Annotated in this window: 19 protein-coding genes; 7 read left to right on the plus strand and 12 right to left on the minus strand. The window is 59.7% G+C overall.

The features are described from left to right. Window positions 1-483 precede the first annotated feature (483 nt). Complete coding sequence (gene polX / locus Q7S58_RS21800) at window positions 484-2,187, plus strand: DNA polymerase/3'-5' exonuclease PolX (RefSeq protein ID WP_304830988.1); 1,704 nt, start codon at window positions 484-486, stop codon at window positions 2,185-2,187. Window positions 2,188-2,566: 379 nt separating this feature from the next. Continuing rightward, the gene (locus Q7S58_RS21805) at window positions 2,567-3,949 is read left to right on the plus strand and encodes a hypothetical protein (RefSeq protein ID WP_304830990.1); all 1,383 of its coding nucleotides are present in this window, start codon (window positions 2,567-2,569) and stop codon (window positions 3,947-3,949) included. A 139-nt stretch (window positions 3,950-4,088) separates the two neighbouring features. Here Q7S58_RS21805 and Q7S58_RS21810 read toward each other — a convergent pair whose 3' ends face one another. After that, window positions 4,089-5,114, minus strand: coding sequence for an LLM class flavin-dependent oxidoreductase (locus Q7S58_RS21810; protein ID WP_304830992.1), 1,026 nt, complete (start codon window positions 5,112-5,114; stop codon window positions 4,089-4,091). Window positions 5,115-5,306: 192 nt separating this feature from the next. On the opposite strand from Q7S58_RS21810, the gene Q7S58_RS21815 reads away from it, so the two are divergent. The 5 genes from Q7S58_RS21815 (at window position 5,307) to Q7S58_RS21835 (ending at window position 9,842) form a co-directional block, all read left to right on the plus strand. After that, entirely contained in the window at window positions 5,307-6,605 is a 1,299-nt protein-coding gene (locus Q7S58_RS21815) for an acyl-CoA dehydrogenase family protein (protein WP_304830994.1), read from the plus strand. A 30-nt stretch (window positions 6,606-6,635) separates the two neighbouring features. After that, window positions 6,636-7,535, plus strand: a complete 900-nt coding sequence (locus Q7S58_RS21820; RefSeq protein WP_304830996.1) for a crotonase/enoyl-CoA hydratase family protein — start codon at window positions 6,636-6,638, stop codon at window positions 7,533-7,535. Window positions 7,536-7,636: 101 nt separating this feature from the next. Beyond that, on the plus strand, window positions 7,637-8,020 hold the full coding sequence (locus Q7S58_RS21825) for a dual specificity protein phosphatase (protein ID WP_304830998.1): 384 nt from the start codon (window positions 7,637-7,639) through the stop codon (window positions 8,018-8,020). Window positions 8,021-8,130: 110 nt separating this feature from the next. Beyond that, the gene (locus Q7S58_RS21830; protein WP_304831000.1) at window positions 8,131-9,102 is read left to right on the plus strand and encodes a quinone oxidoreductase; all 972 of its coding nucleotides are present in this window, start codon (window positions 8,131-8,133) and stop codon (window positions 9,100-9,102) included. A 20-nt stretch (window positions 9,103-9,122) separates the two neighbouring features. Beyond that, window positions 9,123-9,842 carry an SDR family NAD(P)-dependent oxidoreductase gene (locus Q7S58_RS21835; RefSeq protein ID WP_304831002.1) on the plus strand — a complete coding sequence of 240 codons (720 nt, stop codon included), beginning with the start codon at window positions 9,123-9,125 and terminating at the stop codon, window positions 9,840-9,842. 215 nt (window positions 9,843-10,057) lie between these two features. Here the strand turns inward: Q7S58_RS21835 and Q7S58_RS21840 are convergent, their stop codons facing one another. The 11 genes from Q7S58_RS21840 to Q7S58_RS21890 form a co-directional block, all read right to left on the minus strand. Beyond that, window positions 10,058-10,870 (minus strand): bifunctional 2-polyprenyl-6-hydroxyphenol methylase/3-demethylubiquinol 3-O-methyltransferase UbiG, encoded by an 813-nt coding sequence (locus tag Q7S58_RS21840; RefSeq protein WP_304831004.1) that lies wholly within the window; start codon window positions 10,868-10,870, stop codon window positions 10,058-10,060. Between the two features lie 22 nt (window positions 10,871-10,892). Further along, window positions 10,893-12,260: an oligosaccharide flippase family protein gene (locus tag Q7S58_RS21845; RefSeq protein WP_304831006.1), complete on the minus strand. Its 1,368-nt coding sequence runs from the start codon at window positions 12,258-12,260 to the stop codon at window positions 10,893-10,895. Further along, entirely contained in the window at window positions 12,260-12,637 is a 378-nt protein-coding gene (locus tag Q7S58_RS21850) for an acyltransferase (RefSeq protein ID WP_304831008.1), read from the minus strand. The genes Q7S58_RS21845 and Q7S58_RS21850 overlap by 1 nt, the downstream gene beginning before the upstream one ends. Window positions 12,638-12,812: 175 nt before the next feature. Next, window positions 12,813-13,775 carry a sulfotransferase gene (locus Q7S58_RS21855; protein WP_304831010.1) on the minus strand — a complete coding sequence of 321 codons (963 nt, stop codon included), beginning with the start codon at window positions 13,773-13,775 and terminating at the stop codon, window positions 12,813-12,815. A gap of 25 nt (window positions 13,776-13,800) precedes the next feature. Continuing rightward, window positions 13,801-14,595, minus strand: a complete 795-nt coding sequence (locus Q7S58_RS21860) for a bifunctional 2-polyprenyl-6-hydroxyphenol methylase/3-demethylubiquinol 3-O-methyltransferase UbiG (RefSeq protein WP_304831012.1) — start codon at window positions 14,593-14,595, stop codon at window positions 13,801-13,803. Between the two features lie 147 nt (window positions 14,596-14,742). Next, window positions 14,743-15,753 (minus strand): hypothetical protein, encoded by a 1,011-nt coding sequence (locus Q7S58_RS21865; RefSeq protein ID WP_304831014.1) that lies wholly within the window; start codon window positions 15,751-15,753, stop codon window positions 14,743-14,745. 48 nt (window positions 15,754-15,801) lie between these two features. Beyond that, complete coding sequence (locus Q7S58_RS21870) at window positions 15,802-16,944, minus strand: glycosyltransferase (protein ID WP_304831016.1); 1,143 nt, start codon at window positions 16,942-16,944, stop codon at window positions 15,802-15,804. Window positions 16,945-17,059: 115 nt separating this feature from the next. Further along, window positions 17,060-17,908 carry a class I SAM-dependent methyltransferase gene (locus Q7S58_RS21875; protein ID WP_304831018.1) on the minus strand — a complete coding sequence of 283 codons (849 nt, stop codon included), beginning with the start codon at window positions 17,906-17,908 and terminating at the stop codon, window positions 17,060-17,062. 8 nt (window positions 17,909-17,916) lie between these two features. Further along, window positions 17,917-19,866, minus strand: a complete 1,950-nt coding sequence (gene asnB / locus Q7S58_RS21880; RefSeq protein ID WP_304831020.1) for an asparagine synthase (glutamine-hydrolyzing) — start codon at window positions 19,864-19,866, stop codon at window positions 17,917-17,919. Window positions 19,867-19,921: 55 nt separating this feature from the next. Further along, the gene (locus tag Q7S58_RS21885) at window positions 19,922-21,151 is read right to left on the minus strand and encodes a hypothetical protein (protein ID WP_304831021.1); all 1,230 of its coding nucleotides are present in this window, start codon (window positions 21,149-21,151) and stop codon (window positions 19,922-19,924) included. A 112-nt stretch (window positions 21,152-21,263) separates the two neighbouring features. Next, window positions 21,264-22,508, minus strand: a complete 1,245-nt coding sequence (locus tag Q7S58_RS21890; protein ID WP_304831023.1) for a glycosyltransferase family 4 protein — start codon at window positions 22,506-22,508, stop codon at window positions 21,264-21,266. Window positions 22,509-22,510 lie beyond the last annotated feature (2 nt).

The raw sequence follows: 22,510 nt of genomic DNA on the forward strand, positions 1-22,510 counted from the left end.
TGGATCGGCTGCGCAGCCGCCGCCCTGCATCGAACAAATCACGACGCAATAAGCGAAACGTCGCAGCATCGATAGTATGCGGCTGCATCTTGCAAAAACCAAACATTTTCGCCCGGTTATGGCCCGATTGGAGCGATTGCACGCGCTCGGCATCGCAAAATGAGAAGGATTTTGAACTGGCTTGCCTCGATTTGGTTGAATTTTTCGAGGGCATAAATGTTGCTTTGACTTAGACCAGCGCTGCTGAAAACTCCTCCCCCGAGAATCAACAGCGCCTGTCTCCCCAAGCAAGGCCGGGCTGCTTGATCGTTGGCCCCCACCCGCGATCTCCCCTCAGTAGCCCGGCCATCCTCTTTTTCAGCCACCGCTCCGCTTCGTTTGATCGATCGTAGTTCCCGCCGCGGCCGCCGATCATTTCGACGCATTCGACGGATCGATCTATGATGCAGGCAGTCGCTTCGAGGAGACGCCCGCAGGAATTCCATGCAGAACAGCGAGATCGGCCGCGTGCTGAGCGAAATTGCCGACATGCTCGAAATCACCGGCGCGAATTTCTTCCGCGTGCGAGCTTATCGCAACGCGGCGCGCGCAGTCCTGGACTACCCCGCGAATTTCGCGGAACTCAGCCTCGACAAGATGTCCGCGGTCGCCGGCATCGGCAAAGACCTCTCCGCGAAAATCGCGACGCTGGCGAGCACCGGCGAACTCGCGCTTCATCGCGAGCTTAGTGCGAAGGTTCCGCCGGGCGTGCTCGCGCTGATGCGTCTGCCGGGGCTCGGGCCCAAGCGCGTGATGCAGATAACCCGTGAATTGGGCATCGAGGATTTGGCGCAACTCAAAGTTGCGGTCGAAGCGGGGGCGTTGCGCACGATTCGCGGTCTCGGGCCGAAGATGGAAGAGAAGCTGCTCGAGCATCTGAATCGGGAGCATCAAACCAAGCCCAAGCGATGGCTCTATGCCGACGCCGCGGTCGAAGTCGACGCGATGCTGAAGCATCTCCGCCGATGCAAAGCGGTCGAGCGCGCCGAAGCTGCGGGAAGTTTTCGTAGGAGGCGCGACACGGTCGGCGACCTGGACATCCTGGCGACCGCGTCGTCGCCGTCCGAGGTCACCAACTGGGTGCTTCAATATCCGCGCGCCGCGAAGACGCTCGGCAGCGGCGATACCAAGACCACGCTCGTGCTCAACGACGGCTTGCAGGTGGACGTGCGCGTCCTGCCCGCTGAGAGTTACGGCGCGGCGCTGATCTACTTCACCGGCTCGCAGGCGCATTGCATCCACATTCGGAGAATCGCGCAGAAGATGCGGCTGTCGCTCAACGAGTACGGGCTGATGCGGGCGGGCAAATCGATCGCCGGGCGCACCGAGGAGGAGGTTTACGCGAAACTCGGGATGGCGTGGATACCGCCGGAGATGCGCGAGGATCGCGGCGAAGTCGAGGCAGCGCTCGAGAATCGATTGCCGCGGCTAATCGAGCGATCGGACTTGCGCGGCGACCTGCATACGCATTCGACCTACACCGACGGCCGCGCGTCGATCGAAGAGATGGCGCGCGCGGCGAAAAAAGCCGGCCTCGAGTACTTCGCGGTGACCGATCATTCGCAGCGCCTCGCGATGGTGCATGGACTCGACCCCGCGCGCTTGCGCGAACAATGGCGCGAAATCGAGACGGTGCAGACGGGCCTCAGCGGAATCAAGCTGCTGCGTGGTATCGAGGTGGATATCCTGGATGACGGCTCGCTCGATTTGCCCGACGAAGTGCTGGCGGAACTCGATTGGGTGGTCGCGTCGGTGCATTCAAAGCTGAATCAGCCGGCGCCGGAGATGACGCAGCGGTTGATCAAGGCGATCAGGAATCGGCATGTCGATGTGATTGGGCATCCGACCGGCCGGCTGATCGACAAGCGCGACGAAAGCACTTTCGATTTTGGCGAGGTGCTCCGCGCGGCACGTGGAGAAGGATGCGCGCTCGAAGTCAATTCGCAGCCCGATCGGCTCGACCTGGTCGATACGGCGTGCATGGCGGCGAAGCATGCGGGCGTCAAGCTGGTCATCTCGACCGATGCGCATTCGAGCAATGGCTTCGATCTAATCGAGTTGGGCCTCGCGCAGGCGCGCCGCGGATGGATCGAGCCGTCCGACGTGCTGAACACGCGCCCGCTCCGCGATCTCCGCCAGCGCCGCTAGACGTTGCCCGCACGGCGCGGGATGCGGATGCTTCTGCTGCCGTTGCCACTCTATCAATCGAGCGCTGGAAAATACTGCTCAAACGGCCCTGCCGGATTGGACGTCGGCGTCGGAGTGCTAGTCGGCGTGGCGATCGTGGAGCAACGGCTTTAGTCTCCATCCGAGTCGTGGTACTCGGAACCGCTCGAAACGATCCCAGCTGTTCGGGTATCCAATCGGTTGCCGATATTGGCCCAACTCGCAGGCTCTCCAAATCAACAGGCTCCATAATCTAACCGGCTCAGAATATAGTACAGGCTCTTGACTATGGAGCCTCATTATATTATTAACTAGCCCATCAAAACGCCGCCACACAAAGCGGCCAAAGTAGGAGAGTTTTATGGATACCCAAGAAATCGAAACGACTGGACTCGCGGCCATGGCTCCCACGGCGGAAAGGAGGCCGAAAGCTCGAAGACGAAAGGTAGAAAAAATCAAGCCACCGACTAAGGAAGAACGGTCCACGTTGCTCCGAACGCGCCTCTGCGGGCTGACGGAGGAGTTGATCGCGAATGGCTTCGGCGCGATTTTGAAGCCACCACCGCCCATCAAGCTGATCGAACTCGAACCAGACATCGATCCCAAAAAAGGAGCATTTATTGGGAAGGTCAAGGAACCGCTCGCGTACTACTTACAGCGAGTTTCGGTTGTGGACAATCTGTCGCAGCGCCCGCCCTTCGATCACCTGAACGATTCTATCTATCGCAGACTGATCAGAGACTTTATCGAGGGTGCAGTGATACCGGAATCGAAGGTGGCCGCTCTTCTTCGCAGCACTAACGGAAAGGCAGAGACCTTGGCCAACGGAGACATTCGATACTCTATAGTCGACGGTCTTCAGCGCCTCTACTGCATGTGCATAGCGATCCTGCTGGTTTATTTGCGCGAGAAATCAGTTGAACAGGGTCTTGTCCCTGAGGAAATTTGGCGGGTCCATTTTGCAGATGTTGTTGCCAAGAAGGGCGACGCAAAGACCGCCACTGAGGAACTTCTCTCGCGTGCTATCAGGTACGAAGTTTTCTACAACATCGACCTCGGCGGATTGCTTCACTACATGGTGACGTTTAACACCGGCCAGCGTCGGATGAGCCTGCCCATCCAGCTTGAGATTATGCGCCGACCTCTGATCGAGGAGATCGAGCGTCGGGCCGAGGTCAAGCTCTGGCTGGATACAGACAAGTTGCCGGGGCAGACGAAGCCAGCGCAGGACTTCTCGGCGGCTCAACTTGTCCTCGCAACGGAGGCATTTGTGACTGGCAATTGCCAGATTGCGGCGGGGACGGAAGCTGATCGGTATCTCGAAAGTCAGGCGGACCTTGATGAGGTTGGGGATATCGAGGACACCGTCACGACGCTCAAGAGGATAATGGCGGAATTTCATCCCGCCATTATGAGGATATACGCGCAAGAAGTCGGTAGTCGTTACATCCTCTCAAACAGCATCACCTTCCTAATCGGGTTCGTCGCGGCATGCGGTTACGTTCGCAACAATAACAATCCCAAAGTTCTGGATGGCGTTCTCGACAAGTTGGCGGATTTGATGAAAAGGCCCGTCGATGATCCGTTGAACCTTCGCGAATACCAAGCGGTCGTGTTGCAAATAAAGACGTCTCGCGGCAAGGCCATGCGACGACTGGCAGACGACACGTTTCGCCGCTTCTTTCTGGGCGCCACGCGCTCGCTCGATTGGGTCGACACGTTTAAGAGTATCGGAGGCCTGTGATTTTGACTTCTGCTGAAAGCCCCGGCCTGTTCAAGGGCCGGGGCCAGCCTCTCCACCTTCCTCGTCACATGCCGCCCGGCAGAGAACTTGGTGGCGCGCCACTTCACGAGCGGCGATAGCTTGAAGGCTGAACGGACTTTCAGGGGCGAGGTTTCAGGTGGAAGGCGGAGGCGAGCAATTGATAGGAGTGGAGGCGCGCTTGGTGATCGTGCACCACAGTCACGATCATAGCTTCTTCGACACCTAGCACGCTTGCTATATCAATCAGTTGATCGCGCACCGTATCGGCGGTGCCGATCAAGGAGCGCGGCCATTCGCCGGTCTCGCGAAACATAGGATCGGGATCCAGCGGAGTGCTGCTTAGTTCGGCGAGCGCCGACTCAGGCGTGGGGATAGGTCCGCGATCGCCGCGGCGCGCATTGCGCACGAACATCCGGACGCTCGACGCAAGCCGCTGCGCTTCATCGTCGGTATCCGCGCAGATAGCACCTATTCCGAGCGCCGCGACCGGCTTCGATAGCTCATTAGAAGGCTTGAAGTGCGAGCGATAGTACTCGATCGCTTTGCGGGTCGGATTCGGATCGATGAAATGCGCGAAGCTGTAAGGCAATCCGAGTTGGGCGGCGGCGTCCGCGCTCCACATGCTCGAACCAAGCATCCAGATTTCAGGATGACCGGGCATCGCGGGCGAAAGATGGATGCGGCTGAAGGCGTGATCGGGACGAAAGCTCTGATTCAGAAAAGCGATCAGTTCGAGCAACTGCCGCGGGAAGTCATCAGTGGTGGACTGGCTCTCGCGATCGCGCCGCAATGCGTAAGTATCGAGCGGACTGCCGCCGGGCGCGCGCCCGATGCCGAGATCGATTCGACCCGGATAGAGCGCATGCAGCATCCGGAAGGTCTCCGCGACCTTCATCGGGCTGTAGTGCGGAAGCATCACGCCACCCGAGCCGACGCGGATATGGCGCGTCTCGGCGGCGACGCGGGCGATCATGATTTCCGGCGCGGGGCTCGCGAACGCGCCGGTCGCATGATGCTCGGCGATCCAGTAGCGCTGGTAGCCGAGGCGATCGCACAATTTTGCGAGATCGATCGTGTTGTTGAGCGCATCCGCGGCGGTGAATCCGGCCGGGACTGGCGATTGATCGACGACTGACAGTTTCATTCGGCTGATTCGCAAGAGTAATGCATTGACTTAATCTTGCTTGGCTTGCGGCGCCGATTCCATAGCTGGGGGCTGCGCGACGCGCTGCTCTGGTAAAACCGCCGGCTATTGGCGACAATCCACCCGCGTCCTGTTTGCACCGCAGGGTCCCGGGCGCAATCACAGGATCGCAGTATCGATGGAGGAACGAACATGAGTTGGGATTTTGAAACCGACCCCGAATATCAGAAGGAACTCGATTGGGCTGACAAGTTCGTGCGCGAGGAAGTCGAGCCGCTGCAGTACGTGCTCGATTGTCATCCGTACGACGTGCGCAATCCGAAGCGCAACGCGCTGGTGCGTCCGCTGCAGGCCGAAGTGAAGAAGCGCAAGCTGTGGGCGTGTCATCTCGGGCCTGAGCTCGGCGGTCCCGGCTACGGCCAGGTCAAGCTCGGACTCTTGAATGAGTTGCTCGGCGGTGCGGCGTATGCGCCGATCGTGTTTGGATGCCAGGCGCCCGATTCGGGCAATGGCGAAATCCTTGCTCATTACGGCACGCCCGAACAGAAAAAGCGCTTTCTGCAGCCGCTGCTCGACAATGAGATCGTGTCTGCATTTTCGATGACCGAGCCGCAGGGCGGCGCCGATCCGAAAGTGTTCACGACCAAAGCCGAAATGAAAGGCGACAACTGGGTCATCAACGGCGAGAAGTGGTTCTCGTCGAACGCGCATCTGGCGTCGTTTCTGATCGTGATGGCGGTGACGGATCCCGACGCGCCGATTTACAAGCGGATGTCGATGTTTATCGTGCCGAGCGAGACGCCGGGGGTGAAGATTCTGAAGAACCTGGCGGTCGGCATGAACGAACGCGAGGGCAGCCACGCCTACATCCGATATTCGGATGTGATGGTGCCGAAAGATCACATGCTCGGGCCTCGTGGCGGCGCGTTCGCGGTCGCGCAGACGCGGCTTGGCGGCGGACGCATCCATCATGCGATGCGCACGATCGGACAAGTGCGCCGCGCTTTCGACATGATGTGCGAGCGGGTGCTATCGCGCACGACGCAGGGATCGAAGCTGGCCGACAAGCAGATGGTGCAGGAAAAGATCGCGGACTCGTGGATGGAGATCGAGCAGTTCCGCCTGCTGGTGCTGCGCACGGCGTGGAAGGTCGATCGCTACAAGGATTATATGAAAGTGCGCAAGGACATCGCGGCGGTCAAGGCGCTGATGCCGAAAGTGTTTCACGACGTCGCATCGCGCGCGCTCTATCTGCATGGATCGCTCGGCGCGACCAACGAGATGCCGTTCGTCGAGCAGGTCATCCAGAGCTTCCACATGGGACTCGCCGACGGTCCGACCGAAGTACACAAGATCACGGTCGCGCGGCAGGTGTTGCGCGACTACAAGGCGACTGACGGCCTGTTCCCGTCGCAGCACATTCCGAAGCTGCGCGAAGAAGCGATCAAGAAGTATGCGAATCGCATCGAACTCGAGGTCGCCAATCAGTGATCGCGAGTTTCATTTCGAGGAGAGATTCAGATGGCCTATGAGCAGATCATCTACGAGGTCGCGGACAATATCCTGACGATTACGCTCAATCGCCCGGAGAAGTTGAATGCGTTCACGGGCCAGATGATGAACGAGATGATCGATGCGTTCGACAAGGCCGACGCGGACGACAATATCCGCGCGATAATCGTGACGGGCGCCGGGCGCGGATTCTGTGCCGGCGCCGACTTGTCGGCGGGTGCGAATACGTTCGATGCGACGCGGCCGGATCGTCCGGAGCGGCAGACCGCGATCAGGCCCGACGGCAGCGTCGATTGGAGCAATGACGCGGTGCGCGACGGCGGCGGGCGATTGACGCTGCGGATTTTCGAGAGCCTGAAGCCGGTGATCGCCGCGGTCAACGGACCCGCGGTCGGCGTGGGCGTGACGATGCAACTCGCGATGGACGTGCGAATCGCGTCGGAGAATGCGCGCTTCGGCTTCGTGTTCTCGCGGCGCGGGATCGTGCCGGAGGCTTGCTCGAGCTGGTTTCTGCCGCGGATCGTAGGAATCTCGCAGGCGCTCGAGTGGGCGTTTTCGGGCCGCGTGTTTTCCGCAGAGGAGGCGCTGCAAGGACGACTCGTCAGCAAGGTGTGCGCGCCCGATCAATTGCTTCCCTCGGCGCGGGCGCTCGCGCGCGAAATTGCGGACAACACGTCGCAGGTGGCGGTGGCGCTGATCCGCCAGATGTTCTGGAAGACACTCGGCGCGGACCATCCGATGGAAGCGCACAAAATCGACAGCCGCGGAATTTTCTCCCGCGGCGCGTCGGCTGACGTCAAGGAAGGAGTCACGTCGTTTCTGGAGAAGCGGCCGGCGAAGTTTCCAGACAAGATTTCGAAAGACATGCCGCCGTATTTTCCGTGGTGGCAAGATCGGAAGTATAGTTAGTCCGGAAATATAGCTAGTCCGGAAGTATAGTTAGTAGTTGAGTAGTAATCACTTCAGATAGTCAGTTGATTCGAAAGTATAGTTGATCTATTGCGCAGTGTATGGCCGCGAGCTGTGGTGAAACTGAAGTCATCGCGAATTTGTTCGTCGGCGATCTGCAGGATGCGCAAAGATTCGACGGCACGATTATCAGCGTGCTGCCCGACGTCCCGGACGGCGAGCCGCCGCACGCGATCCATATGCCGATCCTGGCGCGCGGAATCGAATCGCTCGACAGCACCGCCGAGTTGATCGATCGCGCGCTCGCCGAAGGGCGTCGAGTGCTCGTGCATTGCGAGGAAGGATGCGAGCGGGCGCCGCTCGTAATCGCATGGTTTCTCAAGACGCGGCGTGCGATGTCGCTCGACGAGGCCTATACGCTGCTGAAGAGCCGCCGCCCGATCGTCGAGGATCGCCGGCGCTGGCTCGGCATCCACAATCAGTAGGGTCGCGCGCCCAAAACAATCTTAAAGAGCATTAATGAGCGATCTTGGTTACGAAGCGTTGTCCTGCGCGTCTGAACTCGATCGGATAAGTTTGTCAGCGAGGCAATGCGATGAAGGCGATTCAGTTTGAGCGGCTTGGCGGTCCCGAAGTGATGCAATTGCGCGAGATCCCGCGGCCCGAGCTGCGCCCGGGGACCGTGCTGGTGAAGAATCAGGTGATCGCGCTGAACTACGGCGACACGTTTTTTATTCGCGGGCAATATCTGGTGAAGCCGGCGTTTCCCGATACTCCCGGGATGGAAGCGGCGGGAGTGATCGAGGAGGTCGCGCCGGACGTCAAAGGTCTGACTCCGGGCATGCGCGTCGCGTACATCGGGATGGGCGCATACGCGGAGTACACGAGGATCCGGCCATCGCGCGTGATGGCGATTCCCGACTTTATGGATTTCGAGCAGGCGGCGGCATTTCCGATCGCGGTGCTGACGGCGTGGCATCTGCTGCACACTTGTCATCGCATCGACGCGGGAGAGACCGTGATCGTACATTCGGCAGCGGGCGGCGTCGGAATCGCGGCGGTGCAAATCGCAAAGGCGGCGGGCGCGCGCGTGATCGGCACGGTGTCCGCGGACCACAAGATCGATTTCGTGCGCAGGTACGGCGCCGACGAAGTGATCAACTATGCGACGCACGACTTCGCGGAAGAATCGATGCGGCTAGGCGGCGGTCGCGGCGTCGATCTGATCCTCGATGCGGTCGGCAAGCCGACTTTCGGCAACGGCCTCAAGTGCCTCGCGCCGTTCGGGCATCTGATCCTGTACGGCAGCGCCGGGGGTCCGCCCGATCCGATCAATCCGATGATGATGCTGTTCGCCAAATCGTTGAAGGTGAGCGGTTTCGTAGTACCGATGGTTTATGCGATGCATGAAATTCATCAGCGCGGCGTGGACGACGTATTCAGGCTCGCGCGCGAGGGGCGATTGACGGTGCCGATCGGACAGCGATTCGCGCTGAGCGAGGCGGTCGAGGCGCTTCGATTCCTGGAATCGCGGCGGTCGGTGGGAAAGCTACTATTGATTCCTTGAACCACGATGGAGAAGCAGCCATGGCGAAAGAATCCAAAAACGATCGCGTTGCGGTGATACTCGGAGTCGGACCCGGCCTGGGCGCCTCGCTCGCGCGCAGATTCGCGAAGGGCTATGCAGTCGCGATCAACGCGCGGAACGAAAAATACCTGCATTCGCTGGCGGAAGAGATCGCGGCGGCGGGCGGCGAAGTGATCGAAGCGCCGGCCGACCTTGGCGATCGTGCGCAGATCGCGGCGGCATTCAAGTCGATTCGCGAGCGGTTGGGCGCGCCCGATGTGCTCGTGTACAACGCGGGCGGCGGAAAATGGGGTACGATCAACGAAGTCACGCCCGAGCAATACGAGGATGCGTGGCGGGTCGGCGCTTACGGAGCATTCGTCAGCGCCAAGGAGGTGGTGCCGGAGATGATCGCGCGCGGCCGCGGCGTGATCCTGTTCACTGGCGCGACCGCGGGAGTGAAGGCGGGGCCCAAATCGATCGCGTTCGGACCGGCGAAGTTTGCGTTGCGCGGACTGGCCCAGTCACTCGCGCGCGACTTAGGCCCTAAGGGCATCCATGTCGCCTGGATCAACGTGGACGGCTCGATCAACATCCCGGGGCGGCGCATCCCAAACCTCAAGGATGAAGACCAGCTAGAGCCCGACGCGATCGCCGACACCTACTGGCATCTGGCGCATCAGCATCCGAGCGCATGGACGATGGAGCTGGAAGTCAGGCCATTCAAGGAGAAGTTCTGACAGTCAGATAGTATGCGTCGATTTGGTAGGGACCGATGAACGGGATTGAAAGGATTGCAAGTTGAGATGCCGCCGAGAGGCGAGGGTTACACGCGCAACCGCTCCACGAACGGCGCGTCGCTCCGCACCGGGCTATTTTTCTGACGGGCGACTATGTTCGAGAAGTGAGCTAGGGGCGGGCGAACGGGCGGGGAAGTAACAGGGAACGCTGTTACTCAGGAGGCGAGGCGGGTCGCACAGACTATGTAGGGCGAGGTCAGGCGGTTGGGAGGTATTCGCCGATCGAGGAAGTCCTCGATTGACCAGATGGCAACAGAGGTTCCGACCAGCGCGAGGATAATCGATTTCTTGAGGCGATATTCGAATGAGCCGGGTTCGATGCCGCCGAGCGCGAGACAGACGCCGTAATTGGTCGAGAGAAAATATTCGCAATCGATTACCTCGAGGCCGGCGGCTTGGTGCGCGCGAAGAACCGCTTCCCGGTCGAGTATCACGTGGATGTCGTAAACGGGGCGATTCAGCAGGGCGAGAACGGCGCCGACCGAGCCTGCCATGTTGGGGACCATGGTCAGCAGCCAACCGCCGGGCCGCAGATAGCGAACGAAGGAACTTACTACGCCCGCGGTGTCGTGGAAGTGTTCGATGACGCCGAATGACCAGACGACATCGTAGGCGCCGAGCAGTCTGTCGGGAGGCTCGAAGAAATCTCCGCATACGATGTCGCCGGCGATGCTTGCATCGCGGAGCACTTCGGATGCTTGTTCGCATCCGGTCGGGGAGCGGTCGATTCCCGCGACCTCGAAACCGAATTCACGGGCGAACAACGGAAGCATCGAACTATTGGCGCAACCGAGTTCCAGCAGCCGCAGGCCGCGGGTCGGCTGGGTGAAGACGCGCTTCCTCAGATAGTCGCAGATCGCGCGATTGACGTGATTCGACAGGCGCCCGCTGGAGGGCGCAGTATTCTGCCAGACTCGATTCCAATATTGTTCGCCAGCCTTATCGCCCGATGCCGCGTCGATTGCCATCTCGGTTCTCCGAGCCTCGAAATTAGTTGATATCCTCGAGGCCGCTGCGAGGCGCCGCAAAGCCGTCGAGATCGCTTCGCGCGAGTTCGAACGCCCGGCTGAAGCTTGCGTGGGTCCAAATCCCGGTCGACATGTGCGCGCCAAATACCATCATAACGTTCGACAGGATCAGATTGACCATGTAGGCGAACGCTATTCCGTTCGCGCCGAAATCGCGCGCCAGCGCCGCGCCCAGGATGACCGATAACAAGCCGGAAATGATCGTGATGCTCGCCATCAGCCGGTGATTGCCGGTCATCATGAGCGTGGCGCCGCACGAACCGCTGATCACGTTGGCGCACTCGCCGATCCCGAGCAGGGCGAGGACGCTGGCCGCGTTGGAGTAATAGGGACCATAGATCGCCGCAAGGATCGAGCGCCCGAAAACGATCAAGACGCCCAAAATCAGCAGCGCCGGCAAGCCTGCGACGGCAGCCGATCCCCGCAGCATCCGATCAAGTTGAGCGAATTCTCTCCGCGCGTACAGCTCTGCTATCAACGGCGGGACGACGCCGTTGACCAGTCCGAGCATCATTCCGATCGGCATTACGAGGAACAGCGCCGTCGAGTAGAGTGCGACCTCCTGTTGGGTGCGAAAGATTCCGAGGATGAAGACCAACACGGGAGGTGTTCCACCGAACGCAATCGCCGCCAGCAGTAAGGCGCCCGAAATGCGGACCAACTCGGTGATCGAGGATCCGCCGCTCCCAATCAGTCCCACCAACTTGGGCCTGAGCAAGACGATTCCCGCCGCTACAGCGATGACGCCGGCTATCGAATGGACCGCGACCACGGCTTTGAATTCGCAATGGCCGTATGCGAGCCAAATGCCGATCAGTGCCGCGGCCGTCAATATGTTCGCCAGCCAGCCTTCCACCAGTGAGGCTATCCGAATGTCATGGAACCCGCGGAAGATTTGCGCGAGCAGCGTCTGTCCGGTCACCGTCGCGCCCCAGATTGCGATGAGAACGCTGTAACTAGCCAGATAGGTCGAATGAAAAATCCGCGCGTCGAGGTTGCGGAGCAGGAGCGCGAGGATGAAAGCGGTCAGCACCGCACCGCTCACACCGAGGATGAGGCTATTGGCGATCGCCGTGCGCGCCCGGCCGGGAAGATCGCGGCCAAGCGCGTCGGCGATAATGCGCATCGCGGCCTGCGGAAGTCCGAGTCCTCCGACGAGGGCCGCAAAGATGACAACGCTTGCAGCGAGGTAGTATGCGCCGGCTTGAGCCGGCGTCAGCAGGCGCGCGACGAATGCACTGATGCCGAGCGCGGCGACCGCAGCGGTCAATCTGCCGGTGAGCACCCAGAATCCACCGGATAGCAAGCGGCTCCGCAGCGAATGTTGCATCACTCGCCGACCCGCCGCGGGCGCCTCGAGGCCCCCCGGGTCTTGATGACGCTCGCGGGAGTTCCTACTGCGATTGACATCGGCGGAACGTTGCAGGTCACTACCGATCCAGCGCCTATTACCGATCCATGTCCAATCGTCACTCCGTCCAGCACCGTGAAGCGTGCGCCAAGCCACACGTCGTTCTCGATCTTGACTCCCTGCTGGGTGACACCTTGCAGCCTGATCGGGATTGAAGGATCAACGTAAACGTGGGCGGCCGGGATGATGACGCAGGAGGTCGCAATACGGATGTCATCCCCGATTTCGGCGCCCCCGTGACCGTAGATCATGACGTACGGATGGATGCCGACGTTGCGGCCGTAAGAAAGGAGCATCGCGCCGGGGAGGACGTAGCTATAGTCGCCAAGTTCGATTCTATCTCCTCAGTCGGCAACAATCCGGCTGCCGCGACCGACGAAAACTCCCGCGCCGAGTTGGACCTTTCCACCAACTGTCGCTCCGCGCTCTTTGCATCGCAAGCCCAGGCGGGCGGCAATTTTGGCTCTGAGACTAAGCATGATGCTCCGCGCGATCTTCTTCTTCCGGTGACGATCTCCACGCGGAGAGATCTCTTTGGATCAGATCTTCCAGTTTGACAATGTCGGGCTTGAGTAGTTCAAGAAGTTTCGCGCGGTCGGCGGGATCGAGGCGCACCGGATCGGAACTGTAGTACAATCGTTTCAGCGAGATCATCGCGCGCTTCGGCAATACGGCCGTGAGCAGACGCTTCGCGCCGCTCCTTTGGACGAACCGGTTTACCTTCGGCATCCGTAGGGTCATCGAGCCGTTGACCTTCGCCGCCGACAGCGGGACCATCCCGGCCGAGAGGCCGAGCAACCCGGCGACGCCGTCGATCGCGCGATCCATCTTTTGCAGATCCTCGTGCAGGATCACTTTGACCCGGGCTGGATCGAAAACCCTAAAATAGCGCTTCACCTGCTGGTAGTACTGGCTTTTTCCGAGCAAGTTCCATTCCGCGCAATCGGCGTATCCATTCAGCGCCTCTTCGATGAATGGCCGGCGCATCAATCCCTGGTTAAGATGCATCAGATAGTCGGAAAACGCCCTTTCGACCGGATTTCTTAGAAGGATGATGATCCTGGCGTCGGGAATGGATGACTTTATTTCTCGGGCGGCACACTGCGATGCCAGATAAGTGGTACTGCATTCGCCAATCGCGCGAGCCTTCGATGCTCTTGAAAACAGCCGCACGTAGTCATTCCATTCTTTGGCGTGCGCTAGATGTAACTGGCTTTTCATTCCGCTCGCGATGAACGCCTTGACGTCAGGTAAGCGCAGGCCCGGATACAACTGTTCGAAGTCAATGTCCTTGGAGAAGTAACTCGGCTCCTTGATCGGGCACATGAACACTTCGGGGTGATTACAAAGAGCCCGATACAGTAATGTCGTGCCCGAGCGAGGGGCGCCAACGACGAAGAAGTTCGGAAGCGGATCGTTAGGGTCGTTGGTCACAGGAAGTTCTCCGTGCAGTCGCAAGTTACTGACAGGATTTTCGATCGTGCGCCTTTTCCTGCGGTCTCAATATGAATACGTGGCACGACGCGCCAAACCAGCGCGCAAGGAGGCGGCGCGTTTCGATTCCCATAGAAGGAAAGAGACTGAAGCCGGTATAGAACAAGCCATTGTCACCCTGCCCGACGACTTCGAATCCATGCCTCCGAAATGTTCGCCGCCACACCTGAGCGCGGAAACGGAATAGCTCGTGCACCGAGGTCGGCGCAGCGCCGTGCGCGGCGGGGAACAGGGCGCGTGAAAAGGCGTAGAGCTTTCCAGATTTTCGCATCGAGTCACGCAAATCGGGCGATCGTCCACCGAGGACGTCGCGGCGCCCGGCGAGATATCGAACCGCAAATGCGTAGTGCGCTATGCTGGTCCAGAATCGCCAGGCGGACGACGGCAGCAAGCAAACGAAAATTCCCGTTTCTGGATTAAGGACGCGACGGATCTCGGGCAGTAGCAAATCCAGGTCCGCAGGCGTGACATGCTCGAGCACATTCGACGAAAAGATCGCATCCGCCGCGCCGGAACGCACCGGGATTGCGGTTCCGTCGTAGATAACAAGATTGGAGTATCCCGCTTCGGGCCGGACCGCGACCTCAAGCGGTAGCACGACGCAGCCCCAAGATTTCAGCAGCGAAGCTTGATACCCGTCGCCCGCGCCGACATCAATCACGAACGCACCGGCTTTGAACATTCGCTTGACGCCGTTCAGTTCAGCGGCGCGCGCAGTCTCGAGCCGAAAAGGAACATTAGTTTGATCGTCAGCGGGCATCGTCAATTGTTGGATCACGCTGTAGTTGGTATTTTCGCGGCGCGGCGATTTCACGAAGACTTGGCGGAATGGCGAGTTGTCAGAGTGAGAGAAGGAACTGAGTTGAGTCGTGATGTCAGCAACTCGGCGATGGACCCGGGCAAGTTTCTAAGGCGCGTAGTTCGCGCACGATGCCCGTACCTGTCGAATCGCATCGAGATACGCCTTCGCGCGCCGATCGCGCCAGATATTTTTGCCTTCCGAATAGATCCAAACGTACGGCTCACCGGTGCCGTACGCGATTGACAAACGACCGGTAAATCGCGGCGCCGATTCGAGTGAGAAGTTCTCTGGACTTACATAGCGGCCTACTGGCCACAGACCCAACGCGACCGACACACTGCCCGGAGCGACGCCGTTGTGTGCGAGATTTGGCGCGTATGCATTGCGCGTTTGTTCGAGGATAAGAGCGGGACGTTCGTAGAGGTAAGACCGCTCAGGCGCGAGGATAAGGCTCTGGAAATGCGCCTGCACAAGCCCGTCCCAGAAGCGGGTGCTCAATTCGTATTCCTTGCGCGCCTCGATGTTCCCAGGATTCTGCGCCTGGATCAGAGCTTCCGGCATCACGATTAGCGCGGCTGCGGGAAATTGGCCCTTGATGGCGGCGCCGACCTGCTTACCCAGTTGGAAGAGACGTTCTCCCTTATCGGGAATATTCGGATCGGCCGACCAAAGACCTTGATGGTCTTCGAGATCGAGCGAGATTCCTTTGAAGCCCGCGTACCGGGCGAGGTGAGCTGCGTCGCGAAAGTCGCCGACGATTTGCCTGAGCTGCGCATCGCTCAGCAGATTCACCGCCGCCGCATGCCATCGATTGTTGTGCACATAAATGTGCAGAAAATTATCGCTGATACCGACCTTTGAGTTGCCAATCTGGAACTGTCTTGCTCGACCGTAGGCTGGGCCATGCTCATCGTCGCCAACCGAATCCTGCCAGTTGGTAACGAGGTTCAGAACAAAGAATCCATCGACTCCTGAGTTTTGCCAATGCTCAGGATCCGACTCGGCCAGGTCGATTCCGAACAGCAGGATTTTCGGACAGGCCGCGGAGGCGTACCCGATCGTTACTAGTGAAACAAGAATGGCCAGCGCAAAAGTATGGCTATAGCGAATAGTCATTCGGTCAAGCTCCTGGCTATTCTATCGGCAAATCGGACTGAGTATCTATTAGCGCCGGTCATTGGCAAGTTCAAGGTAAAGTTGCTCGTATGCGTTGACGACGGCAGGCAGCGAAAAACGCTCGATCACCCGTTGACGCGCTGCGCAGCCCAGCGCACGGCGCCCTTCCGCATCGAGACTAAGCAGCTTCGCGCAGGCCTGCGCGAGCGCGTCCGAGTCGCGCGGCGGAACAATTGCTCCGCTGTTGCCAATGATGAAACCCGAGTCGCCCACGTCGGTCGCGACGCACGGAACGCCACAGGACATCGCCTCGATCAAAACGTTGGGACAGGACTCGCCATCGGAGGAAGGCAGGCAGAACAAATCGAATGAGTTCATCAGATCGGCGACATCGTGGCGTTCGCCGAGTAACTGGATGGAGTCCAAGATTCCCAATTTGCCGGCCAGGCCGGTGAGCCGCTCATTGTCCGGCGTCAGGCCGGCGCCGGCCAGCACTCCGCACAGACTCGGCATCCGGCTTTTGAGTTGCGCGAATGCCCGCAGAAAATTCGGGTGATCCTTCATCGGATTGTCGCGCGAGACGAGCCCAATCACAGGATCGCTTTGATTGATTTCGAGTTCCCGGCGGATGCGCTCGCGAGCACCGCAGTCCGGGCTGAAAGCCTCGAGGTCGCCTCCAGTGGGTATGTACTTCCAGCGCGAGGGGCTATAGCCGAAATGCTCGTGCCACAGCCGCGATGCGTCGGAGCAGACAACGGTAGCGGACGGGACCGACGACAGGGCTGCGAGCAGTCTGAAGATCAATTTGAAGCTCATCGGATAGGGATTGAAATCGAGTCCGGCGGCGTGGACGCTCCAGCAGAGACGCGCGCGGCGGTCCGCCGCTAGTGCGACCAATCCTGCGAGATTTGCGTGATACATCCAGGTCTGGATGACATCGAATTTGCCCGCGCGACAGATTTTCAGCAGTTGCCACAGAGCGACGATCGAGGTCGGATTACTCGATAATCCAAGCGCCGTGACTGGCACGCCGAGTTCCTTGATTCTCGGACCGATCGTTCCAAGCTCGCGAAGTGAAACTACTTCGCTCTCGAATTTCTCGCGGTCCTGATGCTGCAATAGCTTGAGCAGTATCATCTCGGCGCCGCCGGTCGTGAGGTTGGTTATCAGATGCAGTACACGCAATTTCACTACAGGGCGCTCCTGAGAAAGCATCGGGGATCGCAAACCAAGCCGAATTTTCGATTCCAGCACCAAAGGCGATCGAGCGGTCATGCCGGACGTCTTGGCGCCGACGATCGGTAGATCAGGCTTGCGCTGGGGATTCACGCTTGATTGCAACTGCGCACCAATACGGCGGCGAATCGGAAAAACTGACGTTTTCGAAGCCGGCCGACTCGAGCATCGCGGCGATTTCCGCGCGGGTGAAGCGGCGCTCGAGACGGGTACCGAATCGATCCAGGGCGTCGGTGCGCATAACGTAAAATGATGCGTCGCGATAGTAACTGAGCGGCCAATTGGCGGGGAGACGATGGTATCGATCGAGCAAACGGCCGAGCCGCGCCAGCGGAAAATAGACGACGCCGGCGAACAGTTGACTCAGTCCGTAACGAAGCGGCCCCGGAAGCCGCGCGATGCCGAGCCGCAACAGGTTCGAGAGTTGCCAGGTCGCGCGATACCACAACGGCCGATTGTCGAAGGCATAGTAGAGGTAGATCAGGAACGGGGCGCCGCGCTTGAGTTTGGCGGCGATGGCGCGAATCGCTGCCGCGGTATCCGGCAGATGATGCAGCACACCAAGCGAGAAGGCGAAATCGAGCGACTCGTCGGGAAACGGCAGCGAATCGACGCTGGCGAGATGAAAATCGGCGTTTTCGATTCCCGCCAGATTGAGCCGCGCGACTTCGAGCGCCTCCGCGCTCGCATCGATCAGATGAAGTCTGGCGACCCTGGGCGCGACCAGCATCGCCCAGCGTCCGCTCCCGCAGCCGATATCAGCGCCGACGCCGCCATTTTCGGGAAGTGACGCCCACGGAAAATTCGCAAAATAGCGCTCGAATAGTTCACGGCGCTCCGCGGCTTCGAGTTCGCGCTGCGTGAATCGGCTCCACTCGTAGCCAAAGCCTGCAATCGTTCGCGCATCCGAATTGGACATGATCGTCGTTACGCGCTGATCGAATGAGTCATCGGATGAAGTCGAGACAGAGACGCGGCGCTTGCCTGGTCGATAAAAGTGCGATGCCACATCTCGAGCATCAGCAGCGCCCAGAGCTGGGTTTGGCGATCGCGCGCCCCGCTGGTGTGCTCGTCGATGAGCGTCTTGACACGACTAGTATTGAAGTAACCGCGGTTGACGGCGGCCGGGCTGAGCAACACCTCGCGCAATAAATTGTGCCAGTTGCCTCTCATCCAATGGTCGAGCGGCACTCCAAAACCCATTTTACGGCGATTGAGTATCGCATCGGGCAGGATGCCGCGCAGCGCCGACTTGAAGATCGTCTTGCCTGCCGGTTCCCGCCAGTTCATTTTGAGGCGCGTGGGAAGGCGCGCAACGAATTCCATGAATTCATGATCCAGCATCGGCGAGCGCGCCTCGAGACCGACCGCCATCGTTGCTCGATCGACTTTCACGAGCAGATCGTCGGGCAGATACGATCGGACATCGACGCTCAGGATCGAATCGAGCGGTTCGATCGCGCGCGACCCGTCGTAGAGGCTTGCTAGATTCGGCGCGTCCGAACGCCTCGCATGCTCCGCAAAGCTGCCGCTGTAGAGCAGACGTTTTTCGTCGTCATCGAAGACCGTCATCAAGCCGCCGTAAGCGGATTTCCAGTCGCGGCCGAGCGCGTCGATCAGAGCCTTCATGCGGCGCTTGAGACGCCGGGTCGATCCGAGCACCGAGTAACCGGCCGACACGCCCGCCCCTAGCGCGCGACGAAGCGGCACCGGCAGATTGCGGAGATTGTACGCGAGCATCGCAACCGCGTAGCGCCGGTAGCCGGCAAAGTTCTCGTCGCCGGCATCGCCATTGAGCGCTACGGTCACGTAACGGCGCGCAAGCTTGGAGAGGTAGTAAACCGGAATCGCCGACGAATCCGCGTACGGCTCGTCGTAGAACCACGCCAACTCGCTGATAACGTCGGCGGCGTCGGGAGATTCGACGATGAATTCATGATGATCGGTTTGGAAGGCGGCCGCAACCATGCGGGCGTAGCGAGTCTCGTCGTAATCGGTTTCCTTGAAACCGATCGAAAATGTTTTCACCGGACGGCTGCTGAGGCGGCTCATCAGCGCGACGATTGCGCTTGAATCCACGCCGCCGCTGAGGAACGCACCGAGCGGAACGTCGCTAGTCAGGCGTATCCTGACGCTGTCGGTCAGGCGCCGAATAATTTCGCCGCGTGCATCCGGCTCGCTGATCGCGAGCTTCGGTTCGTAGTCGAGCGTCCAGTAACGATGGATCTGGACGCGGGCATTTTCGAACAGCAGATAATGCGCGGGCGCCAGTTTATTGATCCCGCTAAACGCACTTTGCGGACCGAGCAGGTACCCGAGCGTGAGATATTGGTCGATTCCGGCGGCATCCGGTTGCGCGTTTACCGAAGGATGGGCGAGCAGAGCTTTCGCTTCGGAGCCAAAGATCAGGTGGCGGCCGTCGAAACGATAGTAGAGAGGTTTCTTGCCGAGGCGATCGCGAGCCAGCAACAGACGCCGCGCGCGTTCGTCCCAAATCGCAAAGGCAAACATCCCCTTCAGCGTCTCGACGCACTTGGCGCCGAGCTCCTCATAGAGATGCACGATCACTTCGGTGTCGGTGTGGGAACGGAAGCGATGACCGCGTTTTTCCAGCCAGGGGCGCAATTCCGCGTAGTTGTAAATCTCGCCATTGAAAACGATGTACACCGACTGATCTTCGTTGACGATCGGCTGGCGGCCCTCCGGCCTGAGATCGATGATCGACAGCCGGCGATGACCCAGGCCGACGCCCGGCCCGAGGTAGAGACCCTCATCGTCAGGTCCGCGATGGCGCAGCATATCGCGCATCGTGATCAGAACGCCCGGGTCGATCCGCTCGCGCGGATCGCTGCTGACGATGCCACAAATACCGCACATAGCTTGAAATTTTTTCTACGAGGCGCGACGAATACTTACAGCGAATACTACTACGTTACTCAGTCGTACGCGGATGCGGCGCGCCGAGGTACAGCATCAGCAGTAACAACACGGGAAGAATCTGGAGACGAAATCTCACTGCGGCGCCCAGATTGTGCGAAGATATGATGCCGTAGATTGCACTCCAGATCAGGCAGAAGAAAATTGCCCACACGACCACTGGAGCGCGCAGGTCGCTGAGTCGAAAACGGGTCATCGCCCGGACGAGCAACCCCAGCAGGACGAGATCTTCGAGCCCTGCCAGCAGCCCAAACGGATTCATTATTTCACCGGGCAGCGGCCGAAATAACGCCGTGAATGCTCCGACGGGTGCGAATTCGATGAAGTCACTCCAGCTGACAAACACGGTTGTGGCGCCGGTCGACGAACCGCCGTAGTTGTACAACTGTCCCGCCTTGGCGACCTCTTCGATTAGTTCCTTGGCCGAAGCAGCCTTGAAACTCGCCATCAGTGGTCCGGCGGCATAGACGAAGGCCGCCATTCCAGCTATTCCGACGAACAATTTAATGTGGATGTTCTTGCTGGACCACCAGACCGTCCCGACGACCGGCAGAATCATGATTGGCGCCAGCCAGAGGCGAATTATTGACGCGATCGCGATACCGACTGCCATCAGGACGATGGAACTCCAGCTTCTCATCATCAGCAAGCGCACGGTGCCGTAGGTATAGATTGCGATACCTAGCATCCCTATCGGATCCTTGCCCAAAATCGAGGACCAGAAGAGGATCGTCGGACTGAGTCCGAGAATCCATAGGATGCGGCGATCCTCGTGGCCGAGGAACAGTACGGCGGCTCGATAGACCAGATAGACGGACAGCAAGCCGATCGACGCGCAGGTCAGCTTCATCGCGTGATATGAGGGGATCGACCACTGATAGTGAAGTCTGGTGAGTTCGTTCATCGTCTGCGTGCCGTCGCCGAGCGCCAATAACAAACGCGCGAATCCGGCCTGAGAACCACGAAAGTAATTGAACGCGTCGAGTTGATAGTGGTTTTCGTAGAACAGCATGAACCCAAGCGTGACGATGATTCGCACCGCCCATAGCCAAAGTAATGCGCTCCGGTCCCGATCGGGTACGGGCGCGACAAAAATGGCTGCACCAATAGCTAATCCCCAGAGTAACCCTAGTGAGTAATCGAACTGAATCTCGCGGCTGTGAATGTGATTGCCAAGACTCGACGCCAGTCCCATCGCCGCGATAACTCCGAAGGTCGTAGTCACGGCGAGCGCCAGGCAAAGTACCGCGCGCCGCAAGACCGGACCCGAGACACCGCTTGGTAGAATGATTGAAGATAAACTTGGCATTCGATGCGGGGAGCGGAGCAAGAAGGAACTAGTTGAGGGCGCCCGAATTGCGGTCGATCCCTTGGATTGGAAGTGCAGCCAGTTCATCTAGTTGCTGGCGGCGCGAAAGCTGTGAAAAATAAACTTCGTTGATTCGCCGCACCATCAGATCGGCGCTGAAGTGCTCGGTTGCGAATGTGCGGCCCGCCCTCCCGAACGCGGCGCGCCGATCCGGATCGGCAAGCAGCTCGAGCACCCGCTCGGCCAGCGCTGCGGTATCGAGCGGCGGCACCAGGTAGCCGGAGACTCCATCCTTGATAACTTCCGGAGCGCCGTCCAGGTCGAACGTCACGACCGGTTTGCCGACCGTACCGGCCTGCGGAAGCACGCGCGCGATTCCTTCCCTGAGCGACGTGTGAACGACCACGTCCATCGCCTGAAAGCACACGGGAATCTCCTCAGGTGAAACCAGGCCGGCGAACACCAGTCGATCGTGAATGCCCAGGGTCCGCGCGCGAGCCTCGAGCGAGTCGCGCAGCGAGCCGTCGCCGACCAGCAGAAATTTTGCCCGCGGCTGGCCGGCCGCGATGCGCACCGCGGCCTCGAGAAACTGATCGTGTCCCTTCAGCGGAAACAGGCGGGCGACCTTGCCGACCACCAGCGCTTCCGGCGCGATACCCAGCCGCCGCTTCGCATCGGCGGCCGACAGCCGATCGCCGATGGTGAGAAACGGCTCGAGCTCCATCCCGCTGTGAATCGTCACATGCTGTTCAGGCCGGCCGATTCGCTCGGCGATCGCGCCCTTGGCGGTCTGGTCGTTGACGCTGATTAGTACATCGGTAAAGGCGGCGCATCGCCGCTTCAACCGAATATATACTTGATTAGCAACTTCCGACTGATACTTGTGAAACACCAGGCTATGTAATGTATGAATTACTACTGGCACGTGCGCCATCCGCGCCGCGACGCGGCCGACGATGCCCGCTTTCGACGAATGAGTATGCACTACGTCGAACTGGCCGGCGCGGAAAATCCGGTACAGCTCGAGGTGCGCGCGCAGGTCAGTGACGGGCCGGATCGGCCGCACCAGCAGCGGCGTCAGCCGCAAGTTCACGCCCGCGGCGTGCGCCCGGTCATGCAGATTGCCTTCGCGGCCGTGGTCGATGCCGGCGATCAGAGTTACCTCGAACGCGGGATTCCGATGCTGCCCGATCGCGGTGTAGAGAGTGTTCTCCTGTGCGCCGCCGACGATCAGCCGGGTGATTACGTGACAGATGCGAATCGGCCTTGGCATTT

It is taken from the genome of Candidatus Binatus sp., from assembly GCF_030646925.1.
Taxonomy (GTDB): Bacteria; Desulfobacterota; Binatia; order Binatales; family Binataceae; genus Binatus.

Excerpts from the sequence above, each read along its gene's own strand:
- polX (WP_304830988.1), top strand. The coding sequence starts at position 484 with ATGCAGAACAGCGAGATCGGCCGCGTGCTGAGCGAAATTGCCGACATG.
- Q7S58_RS21805 (WP_304830990.1), top strand. The coding sequence starts at position 2,567 with ATGGATACCCAAGAAATCGAAACGACTGGACTCGCGGCCATGGCTCCC.
- Q7S58_RS21810 (WP_304830992.1), bottom strand. The coding sequence starts at position 5,114 with ATGAAACTGTCAGTCGTCGATCAATCGCCAGTCCCGGCCGGATTCACC.
- Q7S58_RS21815 (WP_304830994.1), top strand. The coding sequence starts at position 5,307 with ATGAGTTGGGATTTTGAAACCGACCCCGAATATCAGAAGGAACTCGAT.
- Q7S58_RS21820 (WP_304830996.1), top strand. The coding sequence starts at position 6,636 with ATGGCCTATGAGCAGATCATCTACGAGGTCGCGGACAATATCCTGACG.
- Q7S58_RS21825 (WP_304830998.1), top strand. The coding sequence starts at position 7,637 with ATGGCCGCGAGCTGTGGTGAAACTGAAGTCATCGCGAATTTGTTCGTC.
- Q7S58_RS21830 (WP_304831000.1), top strand. The coding sequence starts at position 8,131 with ATGAAGGCGATTCAGTTTGAGCGGCTTGGCGGTCCCGAAGTGATGCAA.
- Q7S58_RS21835 (WP_304831002.1), top strand. The coding sequence starts at position 9,123 with ATGGCGAAAGAATCCAAAAACGATCGCGTTGCGGTGATACTCGGAGTC.
- Q7S58_RS21840 (WP_304831004.1), bottom strand. The coding sequence starts at position 10,870 with ATGGCAATCGACGCGGCATCGGGCGATAAGGCTGGCGAACAATATTGG.
- Q7S58_RS21845 (WP_304831006.1), bottom strand. The coding sequence starts at position 12,260 with ATGCAACATTCGCTGCGGAGCCGCTTGCTATCCGGTGGATTCTGGGTG.
- Q7S58_RS21850 (WP_304831008.1), bottom strand. The coding sequence starts at position 12,637 with ATGCTCCTTTCTTACGGCCGCAACGTCGGCATCCATCCGTACGTCATG.
- Q7S58_RS21860 (WP_304831012.1), bottom strand. The coding sequence starts at position 14,595 with ATGCCCGCTGACGATCAAACTAATGTTCCTTTTCGGCTCGAGACTGCG.
- Q7S58_RS21865 (WP_304831014.1), bottom strand. The coding sequence starts at position 15,753 with ATGACTATTCGCTATAGCCATACTTTTGCGCTGGCCATTCTTGTTTCA.
- Q7S58_RS21875 (WP_304831018.1), bottom strand. The coding sequence starts at position 17,908 with ATGTCCAATTCGGATGCGCGAACGATTGCAGGCTTTGGCTACGAGTGG.
- asnB (WP_304831020.1), bottom strand. The coding sequence starts at position 19,866 with ATGTGCGGTATTTGTGGCATCGTCAGCAGCGATCCGCGCGAGCGGATC.
- Q7S58_RS21890 (WP_304831023.1), bottom strand. The coding sequence starts at position 22,508 with ATGCCAAGGCCGATTCGCATCTGTCACGTAATCACCCGGCTGATCGTC.